This is a genomic window from Anoxynatronum buryatiense (genome assembly GCF_900182905.1).
Classification (GTDB): Bacteria; Bacillota; Clostridia; order Peptostreptococcales; family Tindalliaceae; genus Anoxynatronum; species Anoxynatronum buryatiense.
On sequence record NZ_FXUF01000003.1, the window covers coordinates 306513 to 319773 of the forward strand.

9 protein-coding genes are annotated in these 13261 nt (G+C 45.0%); 2 read left to right on the top strand and 7 right to left on the bottom strand.

Features of this window, described 5'->3' with window-relative positions:
• Positions 1 to 486: 486 nt before the first annotated feature.
• Positions 487 to 1854, top strand: a complete 1368-nt coding sequence (locus QOL74_RS06200) for an alanine/glycine:cation symporter family protein (RefSeq protein ID WP_283408572.1) — start codon at positions 487 to 489, stop codon at positions 1852 to 1854.
• 174 nt (positions 1855 to 2028) lie between these two features.
• Here the strand turns inward: QOL74_RS06200 and QOL74_RS06205 are convergent, their stop codons facing one another.
• Positions 2029 to 3690 carry a M20/M25/M40 family metallo-hydrolase gene (locus QOL74_RS06205; RefSeq protein WP_283408573.1) on the bottom strand — a complete coding sequence of 554 codons (1662 nt, stop codon included), beginning with the start codon at positions 3688 to 3690 and terminating at the stop codon, positions 2029 to 2031.
• Positions 3691 to 3926: 236 nt separating this feature from the next.
• Here QOL74_RS06205 and QOL74_RS06210 point away from each other — a divergent pair, with 236 nt between their 5' ends.
• Positions 3927 to 5552, top strand: a complete 1626-nt coding sequence (locus tag QOL74_RS06210; RefSeq protein WP_283408574.1) for an amidohydrolase — start codon at positions 3927 to 3929, stop codon at positions 5550 to 5552.
• A 65-nt stretch (positions 5553 to 5617) separates the two neighbouring features.
• Here QOL74_RS06210 and QOL74_RS06215 read toward each other — a convergent pair whose 3' ends face one another.
• From QOL74_RS06215 to QOL74_RS06240, 6 genes are all read right to left on the bottom strand, one after another.
• Positions 5618 to 6934, bottom strand: coding sequence for a replication-associated recombination protein A (locus QOL74_RS06215; protein WP_283408575.1), 1317 nt, complete (start codon positions 6932 to 6934; stop codon positions 5618 to 5620).
• A gap of 69 nt (positions 6935 to 7003) precedes the next feature.
• Entirely contained in the window at positions 7004 to 8035 is a 1032-nt protein-coding gene (gene ltaE / locus QOL74_RS06220) for a low-specificity L-threonine aldolase (RefSeq protein WP_283408576.1), read from the bottom strand.
• Positions 8036 to 8203: 168 nt separating this feature from the next.
• Positions 8204 to 9274: an alanine/ornithine racemase family PLP-dependent enzyme gene (locus QOL74_RS06225; protein ID WP_283408577.1), complete on the bottom strand. Its 1071-nt coding sequence runs from the start codon at positions 9272 to 9274 to the stop codon at positions 8204 to 8206.
• Entirely contained in the window at positions 9258 to 10655 is a 1398-nt protein-coding gene (locus QOL74_RS06230; RefSeq protein WP_283408578.1) for a GlmL-related ornithine degradation protein, read from the bottom strand. Before QOL74_RS06230 ends, QOL74_RS06225 begins: the two co-directional genes overlap by 17 nt.
• Positions 10645 to 12855 carry a D-ornithine 4,5-aminomutase subunit OraE gene (oraE, locus tag QOL74_RS06235; RefSeq protein WP_283408579.1) on the bottom strand — a complete coding sequence of 737 codons (2211 nt, stop codon included), beginning with the start codon at positions 12853 to 12855 and terminating at the stop codon, positions 10645 to 10647. Before oraE ends, QOL74_RS06230 begins: the two co-directional genes overlap by 11 nt.
• A complete protein-coding gene (locus tag QOL74_RS06240) occupies positions 12855 to 13217 on the bottom strand; it encodes an ornithine aminomutase subunit alpha (protein ID WP_283408580.1) in 363 nt (120 codons plus the stop codon). Before QOL74_RS06240 ends, oraE begins: the two co-directional genes overlap by 1 nt.
• Positions 13218 to 13261 lie beyond the last annotated feature (44 nt).

Genomic DNA, 13261 nt, shown 5'->3' on the forward strand with positions numbered 1-13261 from the left:
TGCCAATTTATTTGCATAATTCGCCCATTCATTTGCACTTGATATAAATCGTCTATATTCTTAATAAAATAATTACATTTTATGCTTTTAAAATGACGATGATGCGATTATCGTCATTTTTATTTTCATCCACTCTTGAATTTATGATTATCCAATTGTAAAAATTGCTTGATAATTGAATTTGTCTGCCAAAATCGATGACCATTGAAATTTACCGCATCCATCGATCATATTTTTGAACAAAAATTCAGTTGACATTCTTTTTATAATAATTCGATCTAATTCTTTCGTTTGGTAACAAGATTCTGAATTATGAACACTATTTTGGAACGAAACTTGCAAATAAATACCAATGAGATTATACTTATCGATGTTTGCTTATTAAAGAGGAGGTGTTGCCATTCATGACTGTTTTTGTCTGATGCCTGATGCCAAAGTGCTCAGGATTTTGCAGCAGAACATAATGAAAGAAAGGGGATATGTTAAATGGAAGGATTACTTAATGTTGTTGGGTGGTTAACCGGTTTGGTATGGGGACCACCAATGTTGATTTTACTTGTGGGGGGCGGCCTTTGGCTCTCAATTGAACTGGGATTTTTTCAGTTCCGTTATTTTCCATATATCGTTAAACAAACCTTTGGAAAGATTTTTACCAAGCCAGAAGGCGAAGGTACTGTAACACCATTTCAATCAGTAACTGCTGCTTTGGCTTCAACGGTGGGTGCATCCAATATTATTGGTGTCCCCGCTGCCATTATGTTTGGTGGCCCAGGTGCCATTTTTTGGATGTGGGTCATAGCCTTCGTCGGTATGGGCTCCAAATTTGCCGAAACTGTACTGGGAGTCAAATACCGCGAAAAAAATGCGGAAGGTGAATTTGTCGGCGGACCCATGTACTACATGAAAAAAGGACTTAACTCCAAGTTTCTGGCTGCTTTCTTCGCCCTTGGCCTGATGCTGGAACTGATCCCCAGTGTGATGGTACAAGCCAACTCTGTTGCTGCATCTGCTTCCACTGCTTTTAATCTCTCGCCGCTGGTATCAGGGGTTATTATGATGGTGTTGGTCGGCATGGTAGTTGTTGGCGGTATTAAACGTATTGGCCGGGTAACGGAAAAACTGGTACCCTTTATGTCAATATTGTATTTACTGGGCGCTGTTATCATCATTTTCTCTAATATCACAAAGGTTCCTGCTGCTTTTGGCCTTATTTTTTCACACGCTTTTCAACCGGCAGCAGCCGTTGGCGGTTTTGGCGGTGCTGCTTTTGCTGCCGTTGTCCGCTGGGGGGTAGCTCGTGGAGCTTATTCCAATGAAGCGGGCATGGGAACTGCACCCATGGCTCATTCGGCAGCCATTACAGATCATCCAGTTCGTCAGGGTTTCTGGGGCGTTTTTGAAGTCATTATTGATACACTGGTCATTTGCACCATTACAGCATTGGTGATTCTCACCAGCGGTCTCTGGCTGGAAGAAGGTGCGGCAGCAGATCCCTCAGCATTACCTGCAATGGCTTTCGGGGAAATGTTTGGCCCCATGGGCGGTGCCGTGGTTACTTTTTCATTGCTGGCATTTGTCGTATCAACTATTATCGTGGTCATTTTTTATGGTGAAAAGCAGGCAGAATACCTGTTTGGAACTGCTTTCTCCAAAAAATGGATTTATGTTTATCTGATATCGATCATTGTAGGTGCCGTGGGTGCCGCTGAGGTATTGTGGCATTTTCTGGATATCATGCTGGCGGCCATTATCATCCCCAACATGATAGCTATTATTCTCCTGCGTAAGGAAGTGGTAGCGTTAACAAAGGAATTCTTCACCAGTGAGAAGTATTATTTGAAAGATATTCGGTAGTACTACCATCTTCATTCACAGCATTGACAAAGCCAGGTACCATTTTCATTTGGTACCTGGCTTGTATTTACTGATAGGTAATAACATTTACAATAGTATTACTTATTCTGCTGTCAACTGTGACTGTCAGTTAAATAACCCAACGCAGGGGATTGTGCAGCGTTATGGCTCCCATTAAAGTGATTCTGGTTGAAGCAGCTCTTGGATTGCATAAGACAGTAATGCCGGATATACTCTGAATGAGTAATCCGTGTGTAATCTTTCTGTATTTTTATGAGCATCTTTGCCATAAGGACCGATGTTCATCACCGGTAAATTCAACTTCTTGATGGTTTCGACGGGGAGTTCGTAGGAGAATCCCCAGTTGGGCATATTGGGTTGAATATTTGAAATCACATCTTCAGCATTTTGAAGGCACACAAAACTCAAATCACATAAGCCGGTGAAAAACTTATCCACCAGCACCGTTTCGCCAAAGACTTCTTTTGCGTAATCAGCCACTTGATTGACCACCTGAGCAGCTTTGGCCTGACGTGGAGTGGTGGTGCTGGGCTTAATATGGGGATAGTAAGGAGGCACATACAACAGGATTATTTTTGGATGCTGATCGGCACAAAAGCTGTGTACCTCTTGAACCATTTCAAGACTGAGAATGCGTTGGTCCATTTCTGGCTGTTGCTTCCATTTTTTTCTGCAGGAGTCCATATGAGCCTCAAAGGTTTGCCCACCGTTTTCCACTGCCATCTGCCAGAGTTCGCTGTAAGAAAGGACGGTAGGGCTCCAATCGTAGTAACTGCCCGTTGAGCCTGTCATTTGAAAGTAGCGCCGGGTTTGATCTTTCTGACGTTGCAGTGCATCTTGCATGGCTTCCATGGCCAGTTGCCGAACCTGATCAAAAAAATGTTTGGGAGATTGATCTGCCGTCAGAAAATTATAATAGGCGTAGGCGGATTCAGGAGTTTTCACATTGTAATGTTCCTTGGTGTCTGTCTGTTTCAGTGAAGTGGGAGGTGAAACCACTACATCTTCAAAGATATCTGCCAAATCCATGTTAAGTTCAATACGCCGAGTCAGTTCTGATATGATCAGGTTGGCATTGAGACCGGTAAGAGAGTCGCCTCCATGGGTTTCTTTGCCAACAGCATAAGCCATTAGAACAAATTTACCAAGAGTTCCCTGATACACATATTTTCCCGGGTCACCAGGATATCGGGGAAATTGAGGTTCACCATCAATGCAGACCATATAGTCAAGGTCATGGGTTTCTGCCAGAGTTACCAGATTGTTGGTAGCTGAAATCATTCCAAGAGAATTATTTTCTTCATCAGGTACACCGACAAATAATAAATTTCCTTCTAAAGTATCAAGGTTATCGGCGGCAGCCTCAATCATTGCCATGGCAACAGCAACACCGCAACGCATGTCCATCACACCCCGACCAAAAATCCACTCGCCGGATTCATAGTCACGCCGAGCATCCGGAGAAAGAGATTCCGGGTTAATTCGTTTCATCAGTTCTTGAGGGTGGAACGCAACGTCTTGATTTTTACCATAGTCTGATGCATCTACCACATCTGTATGCCCGATCATAACAATAGTGCGGTTGGAAGCAGACTTTCCTTTTACCAGGGCCGTCACGACCTTGCGATGGAAAGCATCACCTTCAATGGGGAATGCTCTCAAATACTGGGTGTGCTTTTGAAAATAGGGCACTGATTCGAAGTGTGCCATAATTGTTTCACTGGTTGTGTTCTCCTGCGTCGTTCCAGAAATGCCAGGGGTTGCCACCAAATTGTAAAAAAGTGCTTCAAGTCGTTCTCGATTTATTTCCAGCATGTTGTCTCCTCCTGTTCGCTTTTTATTGGTAACGATTGATTGTATTCTTTCGCATCATGCTTTATTTCTATGCAAGCTGTGTGCCAGTTGCTTTTTCTTTTGAATGCGTTTCGCTTTATACCAAAGGCTGTTAAAATCTATGCTATAATATAGGACAAGAAAGAATAAAAGAATCAAACTGTGTCACTAACTGCACCAGAACCCTTTGACCATTCAAACTGACAGGAGTGATGAATGTGAAGACCCTCTTTATTCATGCAGATCCAGTGCTGTTTGACGGCCAGGCTTCATTCGATGCCTTTCTTGTGGAAAATGGTGTCATCGTAGCAACAGGCACCGAGTTATCGTTGAATCCTCATGATACAACTCAGGCGCCTGTTACAAAAATCGTTGATTTGGAAGGCCGTACCGTCAGCCCCGGACTGGTTGACTGTCATCTCCACTTGATTGGTTACGCTGCCATGAAAGAAAAAAATGTCAGTCTCAAAGGCGTAACCAGTCTTGATGCCATGCAGCAAAAAGTAAGCGATTTTATTGATCAAAAAAAACTGATACCCGGAACATGGATCAACGGATCCGGCTGGAATCATGATGCTTTTCCGGTTCGCAAAATGCCCACTCGCCACGACCTTGATGCTGTTTCTGAGCAGTATCCAATGAAGTTGCTTCGGATGTGCTACCACATATGTGTCGTGAACACTGAAGCATTGCGTTTGGCGGGCATCACCAAAGATACTCCCGATCCCGAAGGCGGTCGCATTGACAGGGATGCCGATGGGAATCCAACAGGTATTTTGCGGGAGACTGCCATGAATCTGGTTGACCGGGTTATTCCACCCATCAAAGAAAAAGAAGAAATGAAAGAGTTAATTCTTGCGGGTTGTCAGGATTTAGTGGCCATGGGTTTTACCGGCGTGCATACAGATGACTTTGGGATGGTCGGAGACCGACAGGCTCTGCTGGAAGCTTACCTAGAGCTTGACAGTGCCAATCTTCTGCCTTTGAATGTTGTGCTTCAGATGATCACCTATGAACCTTCGGACTTTCAATTTTATCTCGATAATGGACTTACGACGGGTAAATGTTTTAACCGGTTGATGGCCGGACCAATTAAAATTCTGGGAGACGGTTCACTGGGATCACGCACAGCGGCTTTAAAGTCACCATACAGTGACGATCCATCCACCAGTGGCTTTATGCTCATGTCTGAAGAAAGCTTGGATCAAATGATTCGTCAGGCTTTTGAGCATGGATTTGATACTGCCATTCATGCCATTGGAGATCTGACCATGGAAAAAGTACTGGCAGCTTACGAAAGATACCAGCCTTTGATTCAACAACACCAATTAAAGCCTTCCATCATTCACAGTCAGATTGCCAGCCCGGAATTACTTGAACAGTATCAGCGGCTGCAGGTGGTGGCCAATTTTCAGCCTATCTTTTTACATTCTGACTGGCATATTGCCGAAGAAAGAGTGGGTACCCAGCGTTTACAAACCAGCTATTGCTGGAAAACCTATTTTCAGATGGGGATCCCCTGCGTAGGCAGTTCAGACGCACCCGTTGAAGGATTCAATCCGTTTGAAAACCTCTATACGGCTATTGCCCGAAAAGACCTGTCAGGCAATCCGAAGAATGGGTGGATTCCGGAAGAAGCACTTACACGTGAAGAGGCGATTAAGCTGTTTACCCTCTACCCGCCTCTTCTCACACGAGAAACACATATTAAGGGTCAACTGGCACCCGGGAACCGGGCCGACTTTACCGTACTGTCAGCCCACCCCTATCAGGTGGAGGAGGAAAACATTAAAGAGATCAAAGCCGTAGCCACCTATAAAGACGGTGAAAAAGTTTATGGTTAATACACCATAAGTCTCAGTAGAAGATTTCAAAAGAACCCTGCCATTTCAACAAGGCAGGGTTCTTTTTACTGGTTATGCAACTTATTCATATAGGCTTTTCGTTTCTTTTCTTCCCCCTGATCTGTCATTTCATAATACTTTGCACCCAAAAGGGAATCAGGTAAATATTGCTGGTGCACATAATGATCGGGATAATTATGAGCATATTTGTAGTCTTTTCCATGCCCTAGGCTAACCGCACCTCTGTAATGCGCATCGCGAAGATGCTGCGGTACTTCTGTACCGCGTTTTTCAACATCGGCCTGAGCCCGATTGATAGCCAGAAAGGCAGCATTGCTTTTTGGAGCAGTTGCCAGATACGTCACTGCCTGGGCAAGGGGAATGCGTGCTTCAGGAAGTCCAATGTGTTTAACGGCATAATGAGCTGCCATCGCAACAGACATTCCCATAGGATCTGCGTTACCAATGTCTTCAGAAGCAGAAATAATGATGCGACGGGCGATGAATTCCGGGTCTTCTCCTGCTGCAATCATTTTTGCCATATAATGAAGGGCGGCATCGGGATCGCTGCCTCGAATGCTTTTTATAAAGGCAGAAATCACATCATAGTGCTGATCTCCATTTTTGTCATAACGAACAGCTCTTTTCTGGATAGATTCTTTGGCATCCTCAAGATTTACTAATATTTTCCCCTGTTCATTTGCGGGAGTGCTTAAAGCGGCAATTTCAAGTGCATTCAATGCTTTTCGGGCGTCTCCTCCAGCAGTTTCAGCAAGAAAATTCATGGCTTCAGGTGCTACTTCAGGCGATAGTCTTCCCAAACCCCGCTCTTCATCAACTAAGCTCTTTTCCAGTAAAACCTGTATATCTGATGTTTTCAGAGGCAACAGTTTCAAGACGGTTACTCTGGATATTAAAGCACTGTTTACTTCGAAATATGGATTTTCAGTGGTGGCTCCCACTAAAACAATCAGCCCTTTTTCCACATGTGGCAAGAGAGCATCCTGTTGATTCTTTGAAAATCGATGAATTTCATCAATGAAAAGGATGGATTTCTTTCCGGCATGTTTCCGCAAATGTTCAGCTTCTTCAACTACCGTGCGAATATCTTTTACCCCTGCCATCACCGCACTCAATTGAAAAAAAGTGCTGTCTGAGGCCGCTGCCAGCAGACGGGCCATTGTCGTTTTTCCGCTGCCTGGTGGGCCATACAGAATCAGGGAGGGGATCCGTCGTGCACTCACACAGCGTTGCAAGAAACGACCCTTACCAAGAAGCTGGCTTTGACCCACCACTTCTTCTAATTTTTGTGGCCTCATTCGATCAGCCAGTGGCGCTTCTTCTTTTATCTGATTTCGGTTCATGATATCAAAAATATCCATACGATTTCCCTCTCTTTACAAATCAGGCAGCTAATGTTGAGATAAGACAGCCTGTGCTTGGTGATATCATTAGCGCAGGACGCTATTAAAAATGGCAACAGCCTCAATTATTTGTTCCCGACTCACATCTTTATGGGTTACAAAACGAAAATGCCGACGGCTTCGGGCATTGGCCAATACTCCATTCTGGGCCATTTTTTCCAGGAGATCAAAGGCGTTGTTCTTTTCACTATCCAGCACCGCATTGACAATGTTTGTTTTAACCGACTCTGGTTGAGTTATGAAATGGCCAGTTTTCAAAAGTTCTTCTGCCAAAAAACGTGCATTATCGTGATCTTCGTGTAGTCGTTCCACCATATGTTCAAGTGCCACAAGGCCACAAGCTGCTAAAACCCCGGCCTGACGCATACCGCCACCCAGCATTTTTCGGTGTTTACGTGCTGTATTGATAAATGCCTGACTACCCACCAGCATACTCCCCACAGGGGCTCCCAGGCCTTTTGACAGGCAGAACATCACTGAATCTGAATACTGTGCTATTTCTCGAACATCTCTTTTCAGTGCTGTGGCAGCATTAAATATGCGCGCTCCATCGAGATGAACCGGAAGGTTTCTTGACTGCGCCAACGTGAACACTTTTTTCATGTACTCCAGAGGAAGTACTGCTCCACCGTACATATTATGTGTATTTTCCAATGCAATGAGCCCCGTCTCGGGGAAATGAATATTATCCGGACGAATGGCATCTTCGATGCACTCCAGGTTCATTTGTCCCCGGGGACCACACAGCGGGCGTGTTTGAACTCCGGCTATCCGTGCAACGCTGGCCACTTCATAAAGAAAAATATGGGACTTTTCTTCAAGAATCATTTCTTGTCCCGGTTTCGTGTGGGTGAGAACTGCAATCAGGTTACCCATGGTGCCCGTGGGAACCAGAAGAGCTGCTTCTTTACCCAGTTTTTCTGCAGCCATTTCCTCTAAACGGTTTACAGTGGGATCATCGCCATACACATCGTCACCAAGTGGTGCCTGTGTCATGGCTTTTACCATTTCCGGGGTTGGTTGCGTCACTGTATCACTTCGAAGATCGATGGGATTCATGGAACCATCTCCTTTAAGAATGTTACTCTCATTATAGTTCATGTTCACAAAAGAATCCAATGAAAAAACCCTGTTTGCACTAGGATCAAAATGGTAAAAGGCCATTATTTTTGATCACAAAACAGTGCATACGGGGTTTCAGTTTTCAGAAAAATAACTCGCTTCAGTCTAAGCTCCTTCCACATACTGGGTTGATACATAGCTGCTGGTATTTAAGGCCAGCATTGCACCATAGCTGAGCGAGAAGGTCACTTCATCTCCAACGCGATAAGTTCGAGACGCATCGCTGATATCTAAAATCAGATGATCGCTGCTGGCACCAAGGATCTCAACTCCCTGGTTGAGCGGGGTAATAGCATGAGTGGCAAAATCCTGTTTGCCGACAGCTGCAATCGCCCTTTTTCGGATGCCGCGATCTTCAAAAACAGGCACCTGACCAAAAGCGTCTTTTCCAATAGTACCTGTGGGTACAGAAGGCTTTTCTTCCACTTCAATCAGTTCTGCCACCAATTGAAAGCAGTCATGGTTCATATTTGGAAGTTGAGTGCCATAAGCACTTTCAGTTCCAAGAAGAATTCCTTCGCCAATTCTCAAGTGATTGATGCCTTCCGGAAGTTTGCCTTCCTGCAGCAAATACAGGCTGCTGCTATTGCCACCACTGACCATTTCCAGTGGTTTTCCTGCAATGGTCACCGATTGCTCTGCAATGGCTTTTAAGCGACCCAGGTTCTTTTCATCAGGCAGAATCGCACCGAAACAGGTGAGATTGGTTCCAATTCCTTTCAGGTCGATATGAGACAGGCGGCAGGTGTTTTTCACCAGATCCAGGAAAGCTCTTTCACTGAAGAGCCCTTCACGAAGATCACCCAAGTCCATCATTAAAATCACACCATGACGGACGCCTCGTTTACCAGCTGCTTTATTCAATGCCTGAATGGTTGCCCATTGTGAATTTAAGCTGATATCTGAAAACCAAACGACTTGCTCTGCCTGGTTGATCATGGGAAGTCGCAGCAGGAGTTTTTCTGCTTCTAGAGGTTGGAGCTTGCGAAGGTTTTCGATACGCGAATCCGCCAGACTGGTGATGCCACCCTTCAGCAGAGCTGCTGCTGCCTGAGGTTTGGCGCAAAAACCTTTGGTGACAGCACTTACCTTAATACCTGATGCAGCGCACATGTCAACCATTAGGGCAGCATTATGTGTCAGTTTTCCCAGATGAATCTTAATTCTTGGGTTCATGAAATGCTCCTCCTTTCCAGCGCATGCTTTTTTTCATTAACTGATAAGCACTGGCCGGATACTTTCTCGACAGAACTCCCAAAGAAGCCATGATGTAATCATGATCAAGTAATACCACTGCATCTTCTGTAGGCAGCAATTTGTTTTGCTCATGCTTTGCAAGGATGCTGCGCAGTATTTGGTAACCATGGGGCAGTCGAGTCAATGCACCACCCGTCCCAATAATATATTGCACATTGGACAAATCTTTACCTTCTGCAATGGTGGTTTTTCCACCAGGCCCGTACAGGTGTTTTATCTGTCCCACATGTCTCTGAAGTGCTGTTTTAACAGCCTCCTGTGTCAAACGCTCTGCAAATGCAATCTGCTGGGGAGTGGCAGGAATAGCCTGGTGCGTTTCCATTAACTCAAAGAGATTCATCTGCATCTTTTCTTCTATTTCTTTCTGAAGGTTTTCTTCTCCTATCAATGCCACAATATTTTTTAGATTAACAAAGACACCCAAATCACCTTCAACCGTTCTTTTGGCAACAGGTTCAGGGCTGATCAAGATCCGGTTAATTTCTTCGCTTCCCTCTGTAACTGAATGCAGGTCTGTCGTGGCACCACCTACATCAAAAGCAAGAAGATCTCCCATTTGTTCTTTCATCAATTTTGATGCTTCCATCACTGCACCGGGAGTTGGTATGATGGGTCCGTTGACAAGTTCTCGTACATGTTCCATCCCAGGTGCATGGATAATATGGGCTTCAAATACATCCTGAATGATACGGCGTGTGGGCTCAATGTTCAGCTGATCAATTTTGGGATATACATTTTCGACCACATACAGTCGACTTTTTGTTTTATCAAAAATAAGTTTTATTTCTTCCTGATTCTCGATATTGCCGGCATAGATGAAAGGGATCTTCAGGTTTAAGGATGCCAACTTTTCAGCATTTTCGATGGCGGTTTCCTTTTCACCATAATCCACGCCTCCTGCAATGAGAATGATATTGGGGTTAATCTCCTGAATGGCATTCAAATCGGTTTGACGGAGTTTTCCGGCGGTCACTTTATGGATAATGGCTCCGGCTCCGAGTGCAGCTTCTCTTGCTGCCCGGACTGTCATATCATGCACCAGGCCGTGCACTGTCATTTTAAGACCGCCAGCAGCACTGCTGGTGGCCAACATTTCATCATAGATAACTGTCTCTGTCTTTAGATATTTTGAAAGTTCCTCGATGGCGTTGTTGAGACCGATCCGCACATCTCCTTCGAGTACACTTGTTGGTGCCTGCCCCTGACCCAGAAAAACCGGGTCAGGGGTGTGGATTCCATTAAATGCATTCACAACTGTTGTCGTGCTGCCAATTTCTGCCACAAGAACATCAATTTTCATGGGCCATCTCTTCTCTTCGATTCACCAGGAATGTGGCGACATGAACTCCTTTAGTTCCACGGCCGAAACCGGCGTCGATCCCTTGTTTAACTGCCAGCTCAGGTGTCACCTGGGTGCCACCGGCCACCAGAATCAGTCGATCTCGCACACCTTTTTCGACACAGATTTCATGCAATTTTTTCATATTTTTGTAATGGATCTCATCATGACTAATAATGGTGGAAGCCAGAATAGCATTTGCGTTGAGTTCAATGGCTGCATCCACCAATTTTTCTATGGATACAGATGTTCCAAGATACTCACATTCTATTCCATATTTTTCGATACCACCATGTTTAATATCAATGATTTCACGCAACCCAACGGAATGTTCGTCCTCTCCAACTGTACCTGCAACAATTTTCAGGGGTTGTGCTTCAATTGACTCCCGAATTTGATCATCAGACATGATCTCCGGTTCTGGCGGAATCACCAGGTCATTGATATCCACCGTAAAGTCAACGCGGCCTTTTAATTCAACCCGCGTTCCTTCAGCTGTTTGCATGACTTCTTTATGGATGACTTCCACTTCTTTAAGATTCATTTTCTTAGCAAATTCAATGGCTGCATATTCGGCAACACGACGGCTGGCAGGAATAAACATATTAAGCATAACAATGCCATCACCCCGCCATTCCATTTCTGGTTTCAGCTTGCTGGTATCCATTAAATCCTTCTGTTCTTCAAGGCGTACATGTACATTATCCGTCTCATCAAGCTCGTCGATGTAGATAATTTTATCAGGGTCTTCAAGTGTGCAGCCACCGATAAGAGTTGACGGATTTTCTTTGGCAGCCGGATCATATTGTTCTAAATTGTTGTATCCGTAATGCGCTGTCACCGGCGCCAGATAATCCTTGTCTCTTTCAAAGATGTTTCCAGCACCAATGCCTCCATCGATTTTACGGGAAATACCATCACCATTTCGTTCCGGGTAGTAACCGGAGTCTACAAAAAATCCTTCTTCCACTGCCTGGAAGTAACCACCTGTCTCCAGCACTTCTTCCATAAAGAGGACTGCTCTTTCTTTAATTTCCCGGCTTCGCTCATGGAGATAGCCATCTTCTTTCAACTGTACCATGGACATTAGATCGTCCATTCCAACAAAAGCCTGTTTGGCAGTATCGACGGCTTCCATGTTGTAAATGTGCCAGGGAACATTGCGCCCTTCATCCGGGGTGATGGTTGACTGGATGTCGGCCCGGGTCAGGCGTGAAATCATAAGATTTAGCACGTGGGTAACGGTGGCTTCCCGGGTGGAAGATTCAATGTACTTTGTATTCATTTGTGCCCGCATTTTATAGTCTCTAAAAAGGTCTCTCAGTGCCACCGCATAGGGTAAATCCAGCTTCATGCATGGTGCCGGCGGTGCTGTTGGCGGCACGGTTGAAAGACAAATGTTTTCTTTTTTCATACCCACCTTAACTGAAAAAATGGAGTTGATGGCATGTTGCACCAGAAGTTCTGGCATTACTTTCCAGGCTTCCCGAGCGGTGGCATTGGCATTGTGAGCACCATCAATTTGGGCAATATCCGCCCATACCATGATTTTCTTCGCTTCTGCAGCATCAACATAGGAACGTACCATATTAATGTTTCTGTAAAGCACGTTGTACTGGGGATCCTGATGAGCACCATTGACACCCTCTTCAGCAAACATGACAGAAATTTCAGGCCCTGCTACCCCGCTGATGTAAGAATGATAATTTAAAGGACGTCCCACTTCTTCTTCGATAAGATCAAGGGCTTTGCGCTGGGCACGCACTTGCTTGCGGGTGATGGGTATGCCTCCGATGCCCTGGGGAGTACCCTCGATTAGACCGTCAAAATGACTTTGGCCTGCTGTCCGAATCACCATCAGATGATCAGCGCCATGCCAGGCGGCCATGCGCATACGGCGGATATCATCTTCAAAGCGTCCCGAGGCAATTTCTGTTGTGATCACACTGTCAGGCTGAGGATCAATATCTCCAAAGTATTTGGCTGATGGAAGGGGAACGCTCTGTTCCAGTGGCTTGGCACAATCTTGATAAGTGAAGTGGCCCATTTTTAAATCTTTTTCTTTTTCTCGCCAGGTCCAGCCCCTGCGTTTGGGTCTGTACTTGTCCAGATCTTTCAAAAGTTCTCTGATGTTAAGTTTATCATTGGGTTTAAGTTCCATTATCTTGCCTCCTTAAACAAAGCAACAGCTTCATCCCAGCCTTCGCCTGCAGCCAGTTTCAGTCCTGTTTCACGTATGGCAGCCTTTCTCATCTTTGCCAGCTTATATACCACATGACCTGCCCCTTTGCCCATAAGGCCTCTATCCATAACACCTTCAACAATGGCTTTTGCTTCCAGACTTGAGAAGCCCATGCGCAGTAAAACGGATCGTTCGATGGAAGGGGTGGTATTGTGATGGGCCAGATCAAGCATGGGATCAACCAATTTCTCAGCCAAATCCCAAAAACGTTGTTCCAACGCTTCATCACTCAGATGTGTTAAATGTTCTCTTCGAGTTTGAAAATCATCAGTTCTTTTCAAATCATTCACCTCTTTTCAAAAAATCGATGCAGGAAATGCCCATC